Source organism: Priestia sp. YIM B13491 (assembly GCF_042787605.1).
GTDB lineage: Bacteria > Bacillota > Bacilli > Bacillales > Bacillaceae_H > Priestia > Priestia megaterium_E.
The window spans coordinates 38,867-60,679 of record NZ_JBHZOR010000011.1 but is presented as its reverse complement, the minus strand read 5'-3'; the positions used below and the strand labels follow the sequence as shown (position 1 = coordinate 60,679).

The following is a 21,813-nucleotide window of genomic DNA, read 5'->3' as shown; positions in this document are numbered from 1 at the left end:
TTTTAAACGTTATGTAATAGATAGCAGATTTACTTTAAGGTTAATTCTAGGCTAAAAGTATTCTTTCTACGGGTAAGGATTTTACTAGGAATTTCAACGAGAATGACAATATTCCATATAAAAATTAACTAGTTCAATGTGTTCTTTCCATGCTTCTTCCTGTTTTTAAAGAAAGCTACAAGAAGAAGCAACGGAGGAATAATCCCAAGAAGAGGAATGTGTATAGTGAACATTGCCACCTTCAGTCCTTCATAGTTATGTTCTTGAAGGTTACTCGCAATGGTAATAGATAAAAAGAGAATGATTAGCCCTAAAGGATACGATAACCGTGAAGGTGATTTAACCTTGAATAAACTAGCAGTTCCTACGACAGCTGCGTAAAATAACACGCAGATTTTAAAGAAGATAGTGGTAATTAAAGCAAGCATAAAAAACACATCAAGACGTTCTAAAAAATTAGCTACTTGAATGCTCTCCACTGTGCTAAGAAGGGGATATTGTGAACGGGCGGTCAAATTAACCCCCAATACACAAACATTAATGAGCATGGTAATAATTAAATTGATCCCACTTAATCCAGTTGCACATAGCATGGTCACCTTTGCCTTCTTAGGATTATTTAAATACGGCAAAATCATGGTAAATACAATAACTTCTGTAAATGGAAAGTACAAGGTTTGAGTAAATACCACTTTTAGAACAGGGAATAAACCTTCTTCTAAAATAGGTTGTAAATTTTTAATCTCAATTAAGCCAGAAGATATAATTAAGATAAAGCCACCAACCGCAAGGACATACATAAAAATAAAAAGCAGTTCTCCTGATCGAGCGATGACCTCAATCCCTTTTCTAATTGTATAAATAATCACAAGCATTAATAATGCATTCGCGATAAATAAAGGCGTATCAGGATAGGCAAAGGTTAACAGCATCTCACCAAAATCACGTAGAACCCTTGAGGCATCGTACATAAAGTAAAGAATGTAAACAAAGGCAAGTACAGTACCCATCACTTTCCCTAAGATTTTTTGCATATATTCTGTAGGCAAAAGGTCAGGATAATAGGTATAAAGCCTATGATAGACTAATAATAGAATGAAACTGAATACCATTCCAAGCAGAATTGCAAGCCAAGCGTCTTGTTTTGCATCTATCGCAAGAGGTACCAGTAAAGCACTCCCCAGCTCAAACAGGACCATTAAAATAAAGAGCTGACTGGCACTAATTTTTGCTTTCTCCATTTAACTGGCACCTCCTTTTCCTTACTTTTGATTCTCTTTTACTCCTGAAAGAAACGATTTATTTCGTAAGCCAGCTCGACGTACATAGGCTTCCACTGTGATATCTACATCTAACTTTGGAAAGTAGACATCATTCCATTCTGTTTTTAATTTTTTAAATTGATTGGGTCTAGTACGATGAACGACTTCGCCAAATCCCAAAATATCCGTTTTGTTTTTTTGTGCACGTTCAATAGCTGTCCTTAGCTCTTTTTTAATTTCTTTCCTCACCGATTGTTCGATTTTTGTAATAACCTTTGGATTAGTGATATCAACAGGTACCTCCATGTCACCGATATCTCCTTCAACACGTGTATGAACAGAAATATGAGGTTTCCCATTCTTCACTTGGGCAGATACACTTGTTTTTTGTCGTACGGTTTGATAAGCAATAGCTTCTTTCTTTCCTGCCCAATCAATATTAATATCCGTTCCTTGAATTTTATTGAGAATCCATACCGTTCCTCTTGCTGGTTTTCCATACAGCCAATCTACTAATTTCCCCTGTTTTAAAACGGCAATTCCGGAAGCTCGAAGCGTTGCCGCGGGTGCACTTTCCTGAAGGTTATCTAGCTTTTGTGCTTGCTGGGGATTCCCATCTAGACGAAATCCTGATACGACAGTTCCTCTTCCGGGAGATTCAAGGCTCTTCATCACCTCTTGAAGCGATGTTTTTACATTCTCTCCCCATTTTCTTTCCGTAAATTCTAAGGTTTTTAGCACTTTATTCGCTGGAATCTTATCAACTGGTGTTAACGTTTTCACAAGATCAGCTGCGGACGAATGGTTGGCAATCACGAGGGTGGAAGTATTTCGAAATTCTGGATCTCGATCAAACGCATCCACTAATGTATTAATTCCTTCTTCTTTGGCCAGTTTTTCACCAACCACGACCAAGTTTGTATGAGCATAATACAATCGTCGAGAGATTCTGCCTGAAGCTCGTCTACTTGCTTCGACTATATTGTCTCCTGAAGCTGAATAAATGGTAATAGGAGGGCTTTGAGTACCGCCTCCCCCTCCTTGTATACCAGCCACGTTCCCTGGGTTAATAATTTGGAGCGTTATGTGATATCTTCCATCTTTTGTTTTATCGACGCCCAGAGCTGCCACGATGGCAAGGTCCGTTAACTCTTTTTTACTCCAACAACTGGTGAGCAAGATGGTTACCGTCATCATCAATAAAAGAAAAACTCCTTTACGCTTCATTGTTGTCACCTTCTTCAAAATCGCGATTCACCATACCACGAGATGCAGGGGGGTGCGGGTTTTGATTTGATCCTTCTCGAACCGTGTTAGCAGTAATTAATCGTGGTCTTTGTCTCAGCGTCCACCACGGTAATCTTACGATAGTATCTCCATTATTTACGGGGATGAAGGGAGCAAATGGAGCCATGTAGGGTACCCCAAAGGAACGTAAACTGCATAGATGAACAACCATCATTAGAAGGCACAAAATAATGCCGTAGAAACCAAATGTTGCTGCACCAATCATAAACAAAAAACGAACTAAACGGGCCGAAATCGCCATATCAAAAGATGGTGTGGCAAAACTCGCAATGGCTGTGATGGATACAATAATAACCATTGCTGGTGACACAATACTTGCTTGAACGGCTGCTTGGCCAATTACAAGGGCCCCGACAATGGATACGGCTGAACCAATAGCTTTGGGTAAGCGTATCCCTGCTTCCCGTAAAATTTCAAAAGTTAATTCCATGAGAAGAGCTTCCACAAATGCTGGAAAGGGAACAGCTTCCCTTTGTGCTGCAATGGCTACAATGAGCGTAGTTGGCACCATTTCCTGGTGGAAAGTTGTAACGGCGACATAAGTAGCAGGTGCAATTAAAGAAATCATAAACATAAAAATACGCAAAAGACGAATCGAGGTTGCAATGTCAAAACGCGCATAATAATCTTCAGCCGATTGGAAAAATTGCATGAACAAAGCAGGCGCAATCAGTACAAAAGGGGTCCCATCCACAAATATAGCAATCCGTCCTTCCAACAGGTTCCCGGCTACAACGTCAGGTCTTTCGGTGTTGTACATAGTTGGAAAAGGGGTGAATGTTTGATCCTCTATTAGCTGTTCAATATAACCTGATTCCAAAATGCTATCGATATCAATACGATGTAATCGCTGACGAATTTCTTTAACGACTTTATCATTGGCAATGCCATGTATGTACATAAGCGTCACATCTGTCTTTGTTACACGTCCAACTTTTAAAGACTCCATCCATAAATCGGGGGTCTTAATGATACGGCGTACCATAGCTGTATTGGTCCCAAGAGACTCGGTAAATGCTGCTTTTGGCCCTCGCACCACCATTTGGGTAGTAGATTCCGCAATAGAACGCTTTTCTCCACCTTTAGTGCTAGCGCTCAGTGCTCGGTCTACTCCGTCTATTAAAATAAGAGTATCGCCTGCCATTAAAGATGCAAACAGGTCATCCAAGTTAGTGACGGACGATATATTTCCAATGGTCATCATATCTTCAGAAAGCAGGTCTAACGCATTGTACTGATTTATTTCTCCTTTATGATCATCCTTCATCATAGATTGCAGTAGATACTCTTGAATCGACTGATTGTCTACAATTCCATCTACATAGACAATGGCTGTTTTAATATCGGAATTGCTCCCCATTTTTATCTCACGAATAACAACATCTGAACTATTTCCGGTTTTCTGCTTAATCATGTTAAGGTTGTCCGATAATGAAACTTGTATCCGTTCTATTGGGTGATCAGTAGTTTGATTTTCGTCATCCTGTGGTCGTTTCTTTTTTGGTTTGCGATCTTTAAAAAACGAAGGCATAGATTTAAGCACCCTTCTTTCAATTTTTATTACTTTAACCATATAAGAGTTTTTTTATGTAAAAATTAACAATAAATATTTATGTATCATCATAGAAGAAAGAGAAGAACCTATTAAATGGAGCGTGATAAATATGAAAATCATGAGTATTAGTCTTTTAATGATGGGATGCTTAATGGGCTTTTCTTTAGGCATCGATATTCTCCAAGGATTTGATGTTTCTCAGGCGTTGTACAACGCCGTGAGTCCATTTAGGGTAATGGAGGTTGCTGAATTATTTGTACTCTTTTTTCTTCTTTTTCTTTTTTTTGCTGAATCTTTATATCTTTTTATGAAGAAGAAAAAGCAAAGCAAGTAACTATATACTTATAAATCGCTATTTTTTTAAATAGGAGATAAAAATAATAGGAATGTAGCTCAGGCTATCCGTTTCAATCGGTTCTTTCATTAATCAATGGTTCACATAAAATAATTCATCATCTAGATTATTTAGTTGGTTTTTTATCCATTTCCTTACATTATTCATTCTGGAATCAAACGCCATTTGAAAAAGACCCGTTAACTGAAAATCGGTAAAATGACTTCCTTTTAATTGGAGAAAAGCCTCGTGATAGGAAGAGAAATGAAGCTGTTTGAATAAGAAATCATCCATTGCCTCTCGAATATATTCTTTATTTTTCCAACAATTCATGGGAACATGAGCAAATTGCCAAGGCCTAAAGACCCCAGGATAAATAGCTTCAACTATTTGAAAAGGGGAATAGCCTAAAAGAGTAAAGGCGCCACCTAAACTATGTTGTTTAAAAAAATGAAAATTAACCTGAAAGGGTATTTCTTCCATAGGAATCTTCATTTTTTCTTCTATTACATATCTTACTGCCTCAATGGCTCTTCTCTTTCCTTCTTCTCCCTCCCAATATTTATCAGGAGCTTGTTGAAATTGCCAAGGTTTAAATTTTCCTGGATAGGCGTTATCAATGACTTCATAATAATTCCATCCATATAGCATAGCAGGGGGTCTGAGACGATGAGACCACAATGTATTGGCCCTTACTTGAAAAGGGATTTCATCGATGGGGATCGATAAGTATTGCTCAAGTAAATAGCATGTCATATAGCGCATATATTTTTTTCCTTCCTTACCTACAAAGAAATAATTAGGAAACCTTTTTCTTTTCTTGTCTAGAACATCTTGATAAACTTCAATGACTTGTTCTCTATTCACTATCGAAAGCCCCTTTTGAGAAAGTATATTTGTTTATTATTATGTATAATAATGGGATTTATATACGGATGGAGCTGAATCTGATAAGATACATAATGAAAAGAAAAGCTACTGATAAAGGATCAGTAGCTTTTCTTTTCATTATGTAAATAGGGATAGGGGAATTGATAAAGGAAAAATAATATACGCGTGCATATTGGTTCTTGAAACCAAACTCCAACAAGTCCGCCATCCTTTCTAAGCTACGATTTTTTTGTGTTTAAAATAAAAATGTAATCGTTTTCTAATTTGATTTGTTGTAAAATAAAAAAGGCATGTTAATTGGAGATTTTTCGAAATGTCATCTTAACTCATTGAGCCTATTCCCACATCACAGCACCAGGGAATAGGTTTTTTTATGCAATTATAGATATAATATTTAAACCCAAATTTAAAATAGGATTATTTGTATAAATTTAACAATAACACAAAATATATCGTTCATAAAAGTATACGTTTACGAACTTTCCTTTTATATAAGAAAACTATTATTTTTATCGTTCGTTTAAGTTTAAAAATGGATTACGAACGTCTTTTTTAATATAAACACATTTACGAACGTTTTTAGTAAAGTAATAGAAAAGTAATCTAAAAAAGGAATATCTCTACACTGGGCATAGAGATATTCCTTTACTTTTAATGTGTAACCTATTACTCGTAGGTATAGATTCTAATCTTTAACCTTAGTTTTAAATTTCATAATTAGATAAAATATTAAAGAACACCCTAACGAAATATAAATTGATGGTAGTACTAATGCAAGCATTGATTCATCAAATATAGATGACACTGCTATTAATATAGGTACTAGAAGACTAAATAAAATATACAAAAATGCTTCTAACAAAGCATCAGTCTTTTTAATTTTTTTCATAATATAACTTATAAGAAATGAACAGGGTAGCCCATATAATATTACAAATGGAGCAACATATATCCCCCCCATAATGAGTGAGGATAAATATAAAGGATTAGTTCCATTTGAAAATACAACCCCAAAAATAACAGATCCTGTAAATACGGAAATAATTGTCGCTATTATTCTTCTCATCTACTTCCCTCCTTTTATTTTCCTTAACTTAATTTCTATCTTTTAGAAATATTAATTCGTTTGCCTGCATATCCAGTTAAATAGTTAGGGTTTGTACCAGCTTTTATAGGATCAAATTTGTATAAATTCTTCCAACTACCAGAATCATTTCTACGATAAATCTCATACGCTGGAAATTGATCATGTGATCCCCTGATTACGGTTAAACCGTTTCTATAAATATATTCGGTAAACTTATAGTCAATGTTAGGAGGAGTATTGAAAAAGTATGGCAAACCTACGCTATGGCGAATTTCTGCAACTGCCCATACTTTATCATGAGTTGTGACAGATGCTTTCATTCCATTTGCAGAGGCAGTTCTATGACTATAAGGTACATATTTCCCATTAACTTTCTTTAATCGATGAGATGTTCCTACAGCTTTACTAACTGTCCACCCTGTACCATACGTTTTACTTGTATTAGTCCATTTAATTGTAATATCAAATCTTGTTCTATTAGTTCCAGAAGTTGGAGAGAAAGATGCGTATCTTCCACTTTTTCTGTTATCTCCTTTAAAATAGTAAACCCCACCAAGACTTAAAACAGATTGTGGGATAAATGTTCTGTGTCTAATTGTTGTACTACTAGGACCACTTGATCTTGCTGCCATCAATGTCATTTGTTCTTGCAAACTTGTATCTACTGGAATATTAATGGAAAACTCATCTTCATTATCTGGAGTACTATCTTCAATACTTTCTGAACCTGTGTCTTCCATTTCTTCTGGAATATCCGTATCTTCTTCAATTGCCTCAGTACTTTCAAAATCTAAGTTAGAATCATTTGATGTGTCTAAGTCAATGTTATTAGAATCTTCCCCAGAACTTAAATCCTCTTTTGAATAAATTTCATATTCATAGTTGTTTCCTATACTTATGTCATTATCTATAAATTCTGTATCACTTGTTGTAGTTAATAATTCACCATCTTTATAAATTTCATATTCGTTAACACTTCTTAACGGTTGCCATTTAAATGACACATTTGAACTGGTAATAACAGTATCAAAATTCAGTTTGTCAATACCATCATCAAACTTTGTCATTGTATCTATCTTTGCAATATCTAATAGATTGCTATCTTTATCATAAGCTTTGATTTTATAAGAGTATATAGTACCTTGCGCTAAGCCTTTATGAGTAAAGCTAGGTGTATCACCAGAATAAATCTCTTGTGTAACATCATCTAAATCTTTGTATATTATAGAATATTTTGTTGCTGAAGGCACTGGATTCCAAGATAACCCTATGGAATCTTTTTCCTTTGTTACATCAATATTTGTAAATGTTTTTAAAGGGATAGAGGGCATATATGCTTCCGAATTTGCGCTATTTGGATAACCTTGATTACTATATGCTTTAATTCTAAACCAATAATTTTTATTTGAAATATATTTTCCTCCTGAGTTCTTGTATACGGAAGAAGGGTCTAATGCTAATTCACTACCATTTTCATCATGATGTAACGAATATTGACCATTCGCAATTTCACTACTAGTTGGCCAGATTTTTTTTCCTCTTGTCGTCCAATTTGTAGAATTCCCTACATCAAATTCTTCATAGCTTTTCCCATTAAAAACCAATACTTTATATCCTGTAGCTCCAACAACAGACTTCCAATTTAAATCTACATATCCATCGCTTGAATTTGGGATATTACTATACGCAATACCTGTTGGAGTTGCCGGTTGTGATAAAGGAATATATGGTGTAACTTCCTGAGATTTAGGACTATCTCCTTTAGGATAAGTAGCTACAATCCTTACCCAGTATTGATGACGCGTACTATAATTTGTAGAACTTCCAGCTTTATAAGCGTTGCTATAAACAGCAGATGGATCGACAGGAAGCTCTGCTCCAGCTTTGTCTAAGTGTAGCTTATATCTTCCAGCAGCAATTTCACCACTAGTTGGCCAAATTTTTTGTCCCTTTGTTGTCCAATTTGTTACATTTCCAACATTAATATACTCATATTCATACCCATTATAAATAGCAACTTTGTAACCCGTTGCCTCAGGTACAGGATCCCAAGAGATATTAAAATAACCTTGATTAGAACCTGAAGAATACGCTTTGACTGTAGGAGCACTTAGAGCATCATAATGGTAAGTTACGGATAGGTAAGGAACATTTGTTGCGTTGTCTCCTGAAACAACCTTCTTCCAAAATGTTTGTCCATTTCCATTTGTATGGAGTTTGAAGCCATAGTTACTTTTACTCCCACTTAGCCATGATTGAACTGTATTTGTTACACTAAATTGTGCCCATTTATCTCTTCCTACATCTGTTTTTGCAATGTTAGTAGACGAAGGTTTGTTATTCCATGTAAGAGTCGAAGGAGACCAATCACTGGAAACTTCATCTAGCCATAGACCATTAGGTGAATCTGCATAATAGGCATGGGTTACGTAAGCATTGAACGTGGCACTGTCAATAACTGCACCTTTTAAGCTAGATATATCTTGCTTAAGATAAGCATAATTAGTACCAGTTGTTCCATCGTAATAACCTACTTTTAAAGCATATTCATTCTGCCCAGAATCCCATTTTTTTGATGCAGTTCCATAGTTAGTACTAGCATATTGACTAGAAACATAAGCATCTGATGAGGTTTGAACTGAAGTTGTAGGATCAATATAAACGGGATATACACGATCAGAACTCTTTAACCACTGTTCATCTGCTTTCATCGTTAAAAGATAGGATCCAGCTGTTTCCTCTTTAAAATCATAAGTGACCTTATTAGACTCTTCTGCATCCCCAGAACGATCATTAACATTTGAGTCATACATAAATGGTTTAGGCACAACAAAGGCTGTGTTACCCTTAGTGTCTTTAAACGTAATATTTCCATCTTGTGAGTCGACACTAGGAACTAAAGAAGTCTTAATTCTAAATGTAAACGTATTATACCCTTTGTAACTATGTAGAACTAAATCTTCTTTAACATTTTCATTAAAAGTAAGATTCCTTAAATCAATATCAGGATATACCTCTTTGTGTAAGGCTTGATTATCCTTCGTTTCAATACTGCTTTTATTAAACGAAACAGCTTTTTCATCATTGCCTTTAGCGTCTACCAAAGCATATGTAAGAAAATCAGAACCTTTTAAAAAGCTAGCATATTCTCCTTCTTGGGTGATTGAATAAAAATTACTGTCTAGCTTCGTATTTTCAGCTTCTACAACTGATTTTGTACCCTCTTTTGGTATAGATTTGCTACCTGTGATGAGATCTGTAGAAATGTTATTCCATTCACCTTCATCTTTATTATGTATAGGCTCTACATAAATTTTCTTTGTAAAGGTCCCATCTCCATTATCGAAGACCTTAGTATTTTCAGTTCTCTCTTCTGTTATTTCAGCTACTTTCTTATCGTTAACCTTATTTTCCTTAATGTCACTTTCAGTTTGTTTCTCAGCATTTACTTTTCCCACCGCATTAGTATGGATTGTTACTATAGGAATTAATAAGATAAAACATAGAAAACACACTGCAATTTTTGATAATAACTTGCTCACTGTTTCAAATACCCCCTAAAGATTTAATTATAGTAAGTTAAGATTAAATACTTACTCTTTACCAAAGTTTTTCATTTCTTTTGTTACAATCCTCCTATGTTTTTTAAACAACTTTGTAATCATAATGTAATATTTAACGTAATTCAACATATTTTTTGGTTTTTATAGATTTATTTAGTCGAAAAAGCATGATAAATTTCTACTAGCTATATTTTTCATTTATCTTTAGACCTGGTAGTACATTTTAAGAATATAAAATATCTTGTATAAATGATTCCAATAAATAGACAGAAGAGAATGGTTGAAACTAAATTCTTCATGTTTCATTATAGAATGAATACTATATGTACTCTTTGTTTGCATAATCTTAATTTCGTAAAACATTAAAAACGCCATCCCATAGCGTTCAAGGGATGGCTTTCCATAAAAAATTTATCATTTTCACTCTTTATTAATTTATTTTTTTCCTCTGATTGGAATAACCTTTTAATTCCTCAATACGTTTTTTTAAGCTACTTCTCATCATTCCTGTAAGGATATACATTACTAGAAATGCATAAGTAGCAATAAAAAATAAAGGAGCAAGTAAAGGAAAAGGCACTGCATATTTGAAGAGAACACTTGCAACTAAAGCTAGAATCATAAGAAGACGGCTTTGCTTTAACAGTTGATTTGTTTTTTCTAGTAACAATTCTTTTTGAGCAATGAACGTCTTTACCATCGCAGGCCTCTTTTTAATAGCTTCACTTTCTATTTTCCTGTTAGCCTTACCAATGGCAGTAGCTACAATAAAAATTAAACTTGTTACGATTAATGCTATAATAACGGAATTTGACATAAGAGTTTTTTCCCCAATCTTATTTATATTTTTAATCTATAAACACCTTTTTTCTAATAAGCTAGCTACTCAATTAGAGGACAATTGCGAGAATCACTAAATTTCGAAGTTAATTGACTATCATCAACAAAATAGAAGTTAATTTTGTCACAGCGCTTCTCAGCAACACCCTATTTTCTATTTATTTAAGAAAATGACTCTCTTTTTACACATATTCACCGATAAAGTACATTTCGTTTTTTTGATCCATTAACAAGTGATAACAATACGCAAACTCTGGTTTTCGGATGAACATGATTTGCGATTTGATATCCTGATTATGATCAATCACTCTATTTTCCATCTGGATATGCTGACTATCAAAATACTCTTGTATGTGCATATATTCTTGAAAGTCTGAGTCATTGGTGTAAACACGTAAAACCGTATACATTTCATATGAGGTATCTTGCTGCCTGTGTTTTGTAAGTTTTTTCAAGGAGAATACTGAACTCTCACTCTTAAATTTCAAGGCAAACATCACAACGATCCATCCTGAAACGAACATAAGAGGATAAAAGAATCCACTATGGGTTAAATTAAACAGCTGACACGAAACAATTAACACAACAAACGCCGTAATAGGTAGCCAATAATCGCTCCAAACGCCTTTGGCATTCCTAATTACAACGTCTTTTATGCCCTCAACTTGTTCTTTTTCCATGAACTCACCCTCTTTTCATTAAGCTACACGTCGCACATTTCCATTAAATCGATCTTTCCAGTACTTTGTATTTAAATCCCCCACTGATACTCCTTGTGAACTGCTGTCATTAAGAAACTTCCCATCGCCTAAGTAGATGGCAACGTGGCCATTAATCTTATACGTATCAAAGAAAATAACGTCACCACGCTTCATTTCACTTGCTTTAATGACTTTCCCGCGTTTGATTAACGTATCTGTTGTCGTAGCACTTACTGGTCCTAAATCAACTCCAGCTGAACTATAGACCCATCTAACATACGAACTACAATCAAATTTATGTGCGTTAATGTCTTCTTGATTTCGTCCACCGCCCCATACATAAGGGCTTTTTCCTACGATAGATGATCCTACCTTAATCGCTTTTTCAATGGCTTCTGAACCTTTTGCCGAACCACCTTTAATCGAAACAGCTTCAACAGAACCACTTGTGTACTCTTTCATAAATCCCATCACTCGTGATACGTACCAACTGGCATGGTTGTACGCAAACACAGCTTTTTGATAGTTTCCGGAAGCTCCTCCATTTGCAGCCAGATAATTCGCTGTTGAGTACATAGCATCTGTTACATTATAAGGATCAGCTTTTCCGTCCCCATCGCCATCAACACCAAAACCACCATACTTTGATATAGCAGCTGGACTCATTAGAGTCTCTTTGGGAATAGAGGCGTCACCGAGCCTAGTTCCTCCCGGAAAAGACCATCCAACCCATGTTTTTACCATGAACTGACTATGCCCAATGGCCCCAACTGAAGAGGTATTTAAGTCTTGGCCAAAGTTCGTTTCGACACGATGAATCGCGGCAATGAGTGTCCAGGGGATATTGTATTTTTCACCTGCTGCTTTATAAATAGGAATATACTCTTTTGGTATCTGGCCTTCCCCAACCTTGGATATTTGAATATCTCCCAAATCTACAGCTGTACCGTCTAATTCTGCTACATCTTCTTGATCTGGTAAAAGAATACCAAACACACTCACCATAGCCATCGTACTTACAACGACGCCTAATGCTAATAAAGCTGCCACAATAGCTAGTAACATTTTAGATCTTCCTTTGGCAGAATGATTCAATTTATGGATGGGCTTAATTCGGTACGTTGACACGAACACCCACCACCTTATATCCAGCCTCTTGCTTTTCAAGTGTGACTAAATACCAATCTTCCTCTTGTTCAGCGTTTCCATCTACGTCGTACACTTCCCCTTGCATGATGACATTCCATTGAATAACATCGGTATTATCATTTGAAACCTCTGTCGTTTCAAGGTTTTTTGGGACAACCTTATCATAAGTAAGCGTACCTCGTTCTTTTTGTTCTTTATAATTTTCATACATGTCCTCTGACATATAAGGCTTAGATTGTTCAATATGTTTTGAAGGGTTCTTAGCATCAAAACTAGCAAAGGCTTTGACAAACTCTTTTGCGATTTCTTTCGTACTCTGTAAGTCTTCTTTTGTATTTCGTTGTGTCTGATCATAGGGGTTTTTATTGTCTTCTGTAGCCTCTTCTTTCTCTTGTTGCACAGATTCAGAAGAAGGAGCTTGCTTCTCCCCTTTCGAAGAAGCAGGCTTTTCTTTTGAAAGAAAAGAACTAATCATAATGCCCAAAAAGACAACGACACTCAGAAATACAAGCATTTTCTTTTGTTGAACACTCATGAAAAGCCCTCCCTTTTAATCTTGTTGAGACTGTCGCCTCATTTGTTCAATCTCTTTAGAACGGTCTATATGACTTCCATTTGATTCATTCGCAACAGAAGCTTCTTCTTCCCCTTGCTGAATTTCTTGTCGTGCCTGTTGTTGCCTCATTTGTTTATGAAATTGCTGATTGGTTTTGTCTGTTCGTGGTGGTTTAGGTTGTGCTTTTAACGGTGCTTGTTCTTGGTTGAATTGTTTCGTTGAGACTTCTCCACTAGCTGGGACCAAACGGCGAGAACTTTGAATGGGTGCTTGCTGATTTTCTGAACGCGCCTCTTGTTTTCTCATTTGCTCTACAACCTTACTGGATTGAGAAGAACTTGATGTTTGCTGCGGCTGTGCTTTCAATGGTGAGTTTTCTTGTTTTTCTTGTTGTCTTATTTTTTTCATGACTTGTTCATTTTGTTTCCCAGAAGTAGGTGCATTTTCTTTTACGCCCTCTTGTTGAGGTCCTTTAGGCTGTGCCTTTAATGGTGCATGCTCTTGTTTTTTCTGTTGCTTATCAATCTGATTAGACACGGCTTGATTATGATTTGATGCCTGATCCTTTTTGTGAGGGTTTGGAATCACACCGTTTTCAGAAGATAGATTATTTTTTCGTTCTTTCTCTTGGCGTTTTCTAAACGGCATTACATTTCGTTTTGGTGCATCTTCAATCACGTTCCCGTTGCTATCAATAGGTTTGTTTCTTCGTAAAGTCGGTTTATTACTTTGGCGTTCCATTGCTTTTTCCATCTGTTCTCTAGCTCTTGTGTCTGTTGTTCCCCTTTGGCCAGACCTCGAACGTGAATGTACGTTATCCCCTGTATAAAATGGCTCTACATGTGCATATTGACGTTGGGTATCTCGAAATTTAATGGCATCAACTTTTTGTCTCCAAGCTTGTTGGATTTGTTGTTTCTTTTCTGAATAAATCTTGTACCCGAAAAGCTGTTTTTGGAGGGCAAATATGGCTGCAACCACAATCAGAACGGCCACGATGGTTTGAGCATAGGCCCAATTATTCTCACTAGCGACTTTATAGGTGATGTTAACAAAACTAAATAATAAAATGAGTAAAACTGTAAGTCCGATACACATGGCCAAGAACCCTACTAACTTACCAACAAATTGTTTGGCAAACCGTTGAAACGTTGGAAAGATGCTAAGAAATAAAACAAATACCCCTGTAATGGCTGTAAGTAAGAAGCCTACTCCATATATCTGAATGAATGTGGCTAAATAGCCGACCATCGCTAATATGACAAGTGCCGGAACCCAAATTAACAGGGATAAAACAATCCGTTTATTTGTATGCTCTGGAGCAAAAAGAGAGTTATTAGCATTTTCCTTAACTACAGTATCTCTTTTACTACTTCCTGGTTTTTTACTTAACAAATCTTTTACTATCTCTTTACCTTTTTTTATTTGTGCTGATGAGGCATTGTCATTTTTGCCACCACCAATGACACCATAGTTTGTTGTACCAAACTCTAACAACAAATACGGTTTCACAATTAATAAATCATGCATTAAATTTCTTATTCTTGATACACCGTACCGTACGGATGATGTGTCCTTATAGCTTTGTGTAGCTTGATCTCGCTGTCTATCTTCAATCATTTCTTCTTTTATTGCCTCTTCATCCCCATCACCTAGTGAATAAGTAGAAGAAGTCAAAACAGCACCTGAGATATAGTTACGAGCTTGGTTTAATTGACCTAGTAACTGATCACTATTTTGCACATAAACGGTAAAAACCGCGGACAAGAGGGCTGCCATAAAGAGTCCTGAAATAGTAGCACGATATTTCTTTTGAGCAAAAGAGTAGACCAGCCATCCAGCCACCATAATCATCATAAAGCCCATGAATTGACCAATTCCATACATGCCACCTGTTTCTGAAATAAACCCGGGAATGTATGAAAGCATGCTGTTAATGATGTCAAAAGTGAACGCTTGCTCCATTAAGAAAATCCCAAAATTGACAACTACTAAATATCCGTACCAAATGCCACTTAAGATTTGTTGTTGAAAGGCTGCGATGTTGTTATAAACTTTTTCATCGACTTTAAAAATATTAATAGAGTCAAACCAGCCTTTATCGTCGTCATCCTTTACGTACACATCAATGTCGTAGTTTTCCAGAGGAACTTCATTGTATCGAAGTAAAGGCGCATTCGTTTGTGGTAAATTACTGTTCGGCATTAGCTCATCCATCACATTAGGCGCGGCAGCTGATACAGTTGACATGGGACACAGTAAACAGACTACAACTAATAGAAAAAGCAACTTTGTATAAAAGTTCTTTCTCATTATTTATCCCCCCTTATTTTCAATAATTCTCAACAGGTTGTGGGCCAAATGTCGTTTTATCTGTCTTGCTTAAACCCTTTGAATAATATCTTTTATAAGGAACTATGGAGCCTTCATGCTTTATATCATTTTTAACTGCTCCATTAACATAATTGCTAGTTAAATACTTACTACCTTTTTTATAAACTCCAACAGTAAAGTTTTTAACATCTCCGTTACGAAAATCTTTAAATCTAAATTTATAGACATATTTTTTGTTTGGAACTACTTCATACTCTAACAATCCGTATTTTTTAATTTGTTGACCTTGATATTTTTTATAATCTGAAAGAATATGTTCTTTAGCTTCTTTTTCATCGTCATAACTAACAAGGTTTTCATCTTTGTTTTCCATTTCATATGCCTTGTCACTAGCTCCTTGCTCTACATACGTTGTATACTGTAAAGCTGTTTTACAAGGTTCAATTTGTTCACACGTTTTTGGTTTTGGCTCTGTAGTGGCCTCATCATTCCCACAACTTGCAAGCATACCAACAACAACGATAATCGAAATAAAGGCAAGTATCTTTTTCATATTTAGTCTCCCTCTCTCTAAACCTCTTAGAAGGCTCTCCCTCCGTTTTCTAAACGAAAGGATTAACCTTCTACACTTGTTTTGCAAGCTCTCTCACGTCTACAGATGTGTCAAAGGCATCAAATAGATGCTCTTGTAAAATCCGAACCTGCATAACGCCTGTTCGTTGATGCAAATCACGGTATAAACAATAACCCGACTGCATTTTAGGCATCATATCTTCTAACCCCGCACTATCTTCTAGTTTCATAAACTCTTGAATCGTTTCAATTTCCTCTGGTATATCGGTACGGAAACAGTAGGCTGTACCAATTTGGCCACGCATACTACTTGGAATATCCATTAGATTTTGGGTCATTAAGTAAATTGGTGAAAACAAAGAACGTCCTTCACGGAATAAACGATCAATTAAGCGTTCACCTGCTGGATTTTGGAAGAAGTTCCACGCTTCATCAATGGCCACAACCGTTAATTCATTCTGGAACATCCGTAAAAACTTCATCATGTAGGCCGTTAGACTAAACAAAATGGCGACGGATACAATGTTTGCTTCTGTATATTCTTCTGCAGATGTGCTCTTTTTGGGTAGCTGTAAATTATCGACTTGCAGCACATTAAATTGATTCGCATAATTCAAGACATTTTCATCATTCATACGCTTTCCAAAAATCAAACGAGCCAGAGACACATCTTCAAATTCTTCTAAAATGGAAGCTAATTCTAATGCCATTGGACGATGATCTTCTGGTAACGTGTCATGTTCCTGTACTAAATTTCGTAACTCGTCTTTGACGAATCGAATAGATGGATCTGCCAATTGCCCAACACGCTTAACGGCTTTAGTGACAATTGAGCTTTTAACGCTATCGTTTCGAATATTGATATTTAACAAGTAATAAATAATCTCTCTTGAAACCTCCACGGCTTCAGCTCGATTATCAAACAAAAGAAACGGATCTAATTTCCCGGCATCTTCATCCTTAGTAGAAAAAGAGATAAAGTTGAGCTCGCTTCCCAATTCCGTTAATTTTTCATCCCATTTGCAAATATCTTTTCTCTCTGACTTTGGATCCAACAACAATACCTTTCCTCCACTTAATGCCGTTTCGTAAATATCTCGATTGGCAGCCATGGATTTACCAGAACCCGTTTTTCCTGTATACACCGTGACAAGCGACTGTGTAAGGGCCGCGCCTGATGCAGCAAGACCAGGTAAGACATAAACAGCCGTACCACTCAACGTTCTTCCTGCGTAATAGCCGTATTCATCACCTAATTCTTGTCGATTTCCAAAGAAGCTCGCTGTGACGGCATTAATGTCTACGTCTTGGATAAACTCCGTTACATAGCGTCTTGAACCTGGTAGGCATTCAAGCAAACTGCGTAATTGAAGGCCATATGTGTTTTGCAAGGTAATACCCATTCCAGCGTATTCATCAATAAGGTCGTTCACTCGCTGCATCAATTCATCTTTATCAGAGGAACTGACTGAGAAAATAGCACTCATTAAGTATCCGCCTTCTCGTTCCTTTTCCACATTAGAAATGATGCTTTCAGCATGGGAAATCCCTTGATACACATTTGATCCTGCATCTTCTCCAAAGGTGTTTAAATGGTTAGCTTGATCTTCTAAATTGGATTTCTTGCGACGCAACTTGCGCAATCGTTGATCTGCATCTTGATAACTCATTTTTAAATTAACGCCTACCGCAAAGGGCAGAGACCGCAAGGCTTCTAACCATCGCGTTTCTGGGAAGTGAATTTCTTCCGGCATACCAACCATATGCAAGAAAGCCACGTGTGTCTGATGGTTGTAGCCTTTTGCATCGGTCTGATGTAGCGTTAAATACCGACGTGAACGAGGGTTCTCAATGCCCGTTAATTGAAGGTTAAGCACATCTTCTTCTGTCTGAATACGAGCAATAAGCTCTCCTTTTTTATTAAAAATAGGTGTGAAACGATCTTCCCAGTTCTGCCAATTAGGTGGAAAGCGTAAGCCTATATTAAAGATCCAAGGAATTAATTTCGTCATCCCTTCTGGTGTAACAGGCGTAAATGTAAAGGGTAATCCTTCAAGCAACCGTGTGACCTCTCGATTAGCACGATAAATTCTTCGTAAGCGATCTTCGGTTAGATGAACATGACTGTCTCCACGGATTTTGGCAAATTTTGAAGACACCCAATCTTTTAAGGCTTGATACATTTCCTTGTACGTCATATCCTCTGCCTCGTCATCCAGTGTACTCTTACCTAGCTCAACACCGATATAAAAGTCGTAACGACGTTCCTCTGCACCTAATTCATCACTTGTTTTAAGATAATTGAAAACCGATTGGATATGAGAACTTGCTACGACTCGCAAGTTCCCACGGATCATAGATGCATATTTTTCTTGAACATCATCAATGGATTGACGCGTTGGCACCACGATGCATTGAATTTCTCGCTTAATTTCTTTAAATAAGCGCTTTAACTCTGAGAAGTGAGCCATCAGCTGAGCTTCTGAATCAAAACTCGTATGGAATCCACTGAATTTAAACCAGCCTTGATCTCGTGCATCCCTTGTTATGACGGTGTTTTGCCAAACAGCTATAATGTCGTTTTGGATATCCATTTCCATCACTACTCCTTACATCATTTTCGGTAAATAGGAATCTTGCGCTTGTACGTGATCTTTTTGGCTTGCTCCACTTCTTCAAATCGAAAGAGCTCCTTTGGCTCCATGAACGTTTTGAACTTCACTTGCCAATAGCGAATAATATTCATATTTTCTCTTGTCTGAGAGCCAACAAGATAACCAAAGAACATGGGTGCCGCCATACACACAACAATGACGCGTGCAATTTTATTAGGGATCAGAGGAGTTAAAGGAACAACGAGAAGAAGACTAAGAAGAAAGAAGATAAAGATCACAATGATTTGAGTAACTGTAACAGAAAAGGGAAGCGAAATGCTTTCCCTTCCCCCAGCTAGCCCTCTTACGATATTTGGAATGGCAAAAATTTTATTTGTACAATATCCAGTAACACGTCTCATACATAGACCTCCTTAGGTTGAAAGACCAAAGAATTTTAAAAGGGAATCACCTAACGAAACGATGTTACTTGGACCGTAGATGAAAACACCAATCACCCCGCCAAAAACAACAACCATAAGGGCACCACGATATTTTTTCATGACCAACGAACCGATGATCGCAAATAGCACCACCCAGATAAACACCGTTTGTAAAACACCCATTACGTTTGTGTCCCCTTGACTACTAACACCTTGTAAATTAATGTCGCCTAGCATAAATGTGTGTAAGAAGCTTGTAAGCATACTGAATCCCTCCATTTTCACTTATTGAATGTCGTACGAAACAGGTTTCATGTGTAAAATCTCAAATTTATCTTGACCATCGGTTTGAACATCAAACTCATAGCTATGGTTGCTTTGAATACCTGTATCTGGCTGTTCAAACTTGACTGAACATCTGACAATATACCTTCCTTTAGAAGACTTCTCTTCATAGACCGATACCTTGTTTAAAGATTTGTAGTTCATTAATCCATTTAACGATTGCGCTTTTTTCGAATCTTTAAAGAAGAACTTGGTTTCATCACTTCGATCTTTGGCTGTATAGGTTTTAAAGAATGATTCTAGAAAGCTTTGAACCTCATGATTGACAACTGAATCCGTGTTTTTGTTTTGTTCATTCTCAGAAACCGTGACGCGTTGATTTTCTTTTGGCATATACGGTTGTGGCAGATCAATGACGCTATAGCCGTTTTTACCTTCATAGACTCGGACTAGATAGTAAACAGTAGCCGGCTTCTCTTCTTTCGTTTTCTCCACCTTTTCTTTTCCATCTTTGTCTTTCGATTTCTTTTCCACTTCTTTTGTTGCTGTGACCTGAACTTTTATGGATACATCTGAAGTATGGGCATCTTTTTGTTTAATAGAAACGACGTCACTACTGTCATAACGCTGGCTTCCAGGGAGATTGGCATAATCAATTCCAGCGTCTTTATCTAGACCGGTTGCTAAAAAGCTCTGCAACGCATCTTCCCTTGCTTTCTGTTTATCCTCTCCTGGCTCAATGTTCGTGTACTGACGCATAAACTGAGTAGTGAAGTACTCAACAGCTTTAATATTTTGATTATTTTGACTTTTTTCTTCACTCGTACCTTGTTGTTGAGCTGATACTTTGTCTTCTAAATCACTAATAGCCAAGTTGTGGCGAAAGGCACTAAAGACTCCTAAAGCTATAATCACTAGACTTAGAACCATGACAGCTCTTCCTATAATGGCTGCTGTTGATCGTTTCATCGTTGCGCGCTTAATCATCCGTTGTTCTTGTTGCTTTTCTTTTTCATCCCTCTTTAGTAAGTTCGGCATATACTTCTTGGATGAACCGACTTTTTCTTTTCCTTTTTCTTTTGGCACCTGTGAAGGGTCAGTAGAAGCAGGCTTCTTTTTCTTCTGCCATTTCTTCATCGTCATTCCTCCTTATTTTTTACCAAAGAACAAGAAGGCGACAATCGCTATGATGATGAGTGTACCTGTCACGCCATAACTTGCTACACTTTGGTTATAGAAAACGGAAAACTGTTCTTTACCTGTCTCCCAAAGTACGTTCGCTTCTGGGAATGTCCGTAGGATAAAACTTCCTACGAGACAAATTCCAGCGATGTATAGAAGGGTTTTAAATAAACTACGAACCACTAGACGTCCCCTCCTTACAACCCTCTTTTTACCTCTATTGATTCACTGAATACATAGTGATAGATATCTCCAAAGGCATCTTTTTGTACGTCTTCAATGTTTGCTGTCAAAACGGGAATCTTGATATGGGACCTTTCTTGACTGGGAATGCTTAAGATATCGCGCATGGTCTTTTTCGTGTTTGTTTGATTTCCAGCGACAAACAAGACTCGCCAATCTAAAACAGGTTCTTCAAAGCCAACATAAAGATCATATTTTTCGAGTGTTTCTTTTCCACGTTTCAAAAAGTCGTTATACCTTTGTATCTTTTGAATGGTATTTTGTCGTTTGGCTACACTACGTTCCAGTTCAATAAACAAACCAATATTTTGTTCGCTATCTGCTTCTCCCACAACTAATACGCCGTCCGGTTTGATGACCTCTGACTTGCTCTTTCCATATTGGAAGGTCCCTCTTGCTTCTGGAATCCATTCCTTAACGGCTAGCCCTACTTCTTCTGCCTGTTTCCTGTAGGATAAAACCAAACGGTTTAACATCAATTGATGTTGATACCAGGCAGGTACGTCTGTTGACCATTTTTTCTGCCATTTCGAGAATCCTTGCAATTCCTGTACGTTCTCAACACCAAATGCATCGAGTGTATATAAATTGCCTGGCTTTTCATAGCCTGGCATGGGAACAGTAAAGCTCTTAAGGTACTTTGATTCTTCCAGCAATCGCAAGCGCTGCATCACATATTTTCGGTCCGCGTAATTGGTTAAAATGTGATCCACAATAAAGTTTGAATCAATGTAGATGAAGTCATGTAACTTAATAAGTAAATCCGTGTCTTGTTCATTCAGTGTGATATATTTTTTCATGTTGTTTCCCCTCTCCTTTGTCTGTAAGAGAAACGTTACGTTCGTGAGCCATTAATCTATTTTTCTATCTCTATTTATAGTAAAACGCTTACTCCACTCTTTTCCTGCCATCT

Annotated in this window: 19 protein-coding genes; 1 reads left to right on the top strand and 18 read right to left on the bottom strand. The window is 36.8% G+C overall.

Going from position 1 to position 21,813, the window contains the following annotated elements; all coding sequences use genetic code 11:
* Nucleotides 1–128: 128 nt before the first annotated feature.
* Genes ACFX4E_RS24790 through ACFX4E_RS24780 form a run of 3 tightly spaced genes read right to left on the bottom strand, consistent with a single transcriptional unit; the run spans nucleotide 129 to nucleotide 4,101 of the window.
* Nucleotides 129–1,241, bottom strand: a complete 1,113-nt coding sequence (locus ACFX4E_RS24790; RefSeq protein ID WP_269871418.1) for a GerAB/ArcD/ProY family transporter — start codon at nucleotides 1,239–1,241, stop codon at nucleotides 129–131.
* A gap of 21 nt (nucleotides 1,242–1,262) precedes the next feature.
* Nucleotides 1,263–2,489: a Ger(x)C family spore germination protein gene (locus ACFX4E_RS24785; RefSeq protein WP_269871417.1), complete on the bottom strand. Its 1,227-nt coding sequence runs from the start codon at nucleotides 2,487–2,489 to the stop codon at nucleotides 1,263–1,265.
* Complete coding sequence (locus tag ACFX4E_RS24780) at nucleotides 2,479–4,101, bottom strand: spore germination protein (RefSeq protein WP_269871416.1); 1,623 nt, start codon at nucleotides 4,099–4,101, stop codon at nucleotides 2,479–2,481. Before ACFX4E_RS24780 ends, ACFX4E_RS24785 begins: the two co-directional genes overlap by 11 nt.
* A 133-nt stretch (nucleotides 4,102–4,234) precedes the next feature.
* Between ACFX4E_RS24780 and ACFX4E_RS24775 the strand changes: the two genes are divergently transcribed.
* Nucleotides 4,235–4,459: a YczF family membrane protein gene (locus tag ACFX4E_RS24775; protein ID WP_269871415.1), complete on the top strand. Its 225-nt coding sequence runs from the start codon at nucleotides 4,235–4,237 to the stop codon at nucleotides 4,457–4,459.
* 93 nt (nucleotides 4,460–4,552) lie between these two features.
* On the opposite strand, the gene ACFX4E_RS24770 is transcribed toward ACFX4E_RS24775, so the two are convergent.
* The 15 genes from ACFX4E_RS24770 to ACFX4E_RS24700 form a co-directional block, all read right to left on the bottom strand.
* Nucleotides 4,553–5,326, bottom strand: a complete 774-nt coding sequence (locus tag ACFX4E_RS24770; RefSeq protein WP_269871414.1) for a DUF4046 domain-containing protein — start codon at nucleotides 5,324–5,326, stop codon at nucleotides 4,553–4,555.
* Between the two features lie 709 nt (nucleotides 5,327–6,035).
* The gene (locus ACFX4E_RS24765) at nucleotides 6,036–6,416 is read right to left on the bottom strand and encodes a hypothetical protein (protein ID WP_277448600.1); all 381 of its coding nucleotides are present in this window, start codon (nucleotides 6,414–6,416) and stop codon (nucleotides 6,036–6,038) included.
* Between the two features lie 35 nt (nucleotides 6,417–6,451).
* Nucleotides 6,452–9,979, bottom strand: a complete 3,528-nt coding sequence (locus tag ACFX4E_RS24760; protein WP_277448599.1) for a DNRLRE domain-containing protein — start codon at nucleotides 9,977–9,979, stop codon at nucleotides 6,452–6,454.
* Between the two features lie 451 nt (nucleotides 9,980–10,430).
* Complete coding sequence (locus ACFX4E_RS24755) at nucleotides 10,431–10,817, bottom strand: hypothetical protein (RefSeq protein WP_277448598.1); 387 nt, start codon at nucleotides 10,815–10,817, stop codon at nucleotides 10,431–10,433.
* 205 nt (nucleotides 10,818–11,022) lie between these two features.
* On the bottom strand, nucleotides 11,023–11,520 hold the full coding sequence (locus tag ACFX4E_RS24750; protein WP_377579965.1) for a hypothetical protein: 498 nt from the start codon (nucleotides 11,518–11,520) through the stop codon (nucleotides 11,023–11,025).
* Nucleotides 11,521–11,538: 18 nt separating this feature from the next.
* Complete coding sequence (locus ACFX4E_RS24745) at nucleotides 11,539–12,669, bottom strand: bifunctional lytic transglycosylase/C40 family peptidase (RefSeq protein WP_277448596.1); 1,131 nt, start codon at nucleotides 12,667–12,669, stop codon at nucleotides 11,539–11,541.
* Nucleotides 12,650–13,225 (bottom strand): Tim44 domain-containing protein, encoded by a 576-nt coding sequence (locus ACFX4E_RS24740; protein ID WP_277448595.1) that lies wholly within the window; start codon nucleotides 13,223–13,225, stop codon nucleotides 12,650–12,652. Before ACFX4E_RS24740 ends, ACFX4E_RS24745 begins: the two co-directional genes overlap by 20 nt.
* 15 nt (nucleotides 13,226–13,240) lie before the next feature.
* Nucleotides 13,241–15,559 carry an MFS transporter gene (locus ACFX4E_RS24735; RefSeq protein ID WP_277448594.1) on the bottom strand — a complete coding sequence of 773 codons (2,319 nt, stop codon included), beginning with the start codon at nucleotides 15,557–15,559 and terminating at the stop codon, nucleotides 13,241–13,243.
* 19 nt (nucleotides 15,560–15,578) lie between these two features.
* Nucleotides 15,579–16,133: a hypothetical protein gene (locus ACFX4E_RS24730; protein ID WP_277448593.1), complete on the bottom strand. Its 555-nt coding sequence runs from the start codon at nucleotides 16,131–16,133 to the stop codon at nucleotides 15,579–15,581.
* A 70-nt stretch (nucleotides 16,134–16,203) separates the two neighbouring features.
* The gene (locus ACFX4E_RS24725) at nucleotides 16,204–18,753 is read right to left on the bottom strand and encodes an ATP-binding protein (protein ID WP_377579962.1); all 2,550 of its coding nucleotides are present in this window, start codon (nucleotides 18,751–18,753) and stop codon (nucleotides 16,204–16,206) included.
* Between the two features lie 14 nt (nucleotides 18,754–18,767).
* The gene (locus ACFX4E_RS24720; protein WP_155008765.1) at nucleotides 18,768–19,169 is read right to left on the bottom strand and encodes a hypothetical protein; all 402 of its coding nucleotides are present in this window, start codon (nucleotides 19,167–19,169) and stop codon (nucleotides 18,768–18,770) included.
* A 12-nt stretch (nucleotides 19,170–19,181) separates the two neighbouring features.
* Nucleotides 19,182–19,373 carry a hypothetical protein gene (locus tag ACFX4E_RS24715; RefSeq protein WP_217599852.1) on the bottom strand — a complete coding sequence of 64 codons (192 nt, stop codon included), beginning with the start codon at nucleotides 19,371–19,373 and terminating at the stop codon, nucleotides 19,182–19,184.
* 102 nt (nucleotides 19,374–19,475) lie between these two features.
* On the bottom strand, nucleotides 19,476–20,612 hold the full coding sequence (locus tag ACFX4E_RS24710) for a conjugal transfer protein (protein WP_377579959.1): 1,137 nt from the start codon (nucleotides 20,610–20,612) through the stop codon (nucleotides 19,476–19,478).
* Nucleotides 20,613–20,624: 12 nt separating this feature from the next.
* Complete coding sequence (locus tag ACFX4E_RS24705; RefSeq protein WP_025753473.1) at nucleotides 20,625–20,840, bottom strand: hypothetical protein; 216 nt, start codon at nucleotides 20,838–20,840, stop codon at nucleotides 20,625–20,627.
* A 14-nt stretch (nucleotides 20,841–20,854) separates the two neighbouring features.
* Nucleotides 20,855–21,700, bottom strand: coding sequence for a replication-relaxation family protein (locus ACFX4E_RS24700; RefSeq protein ID WP_272816276.1), 846 nt, complete (start codon nucleotides 21,698–21,700; stop codon nucleotides 20,855–20,857).
* Nucleotides 21,701–21,813: the final 113 nt, after the last annotated feature.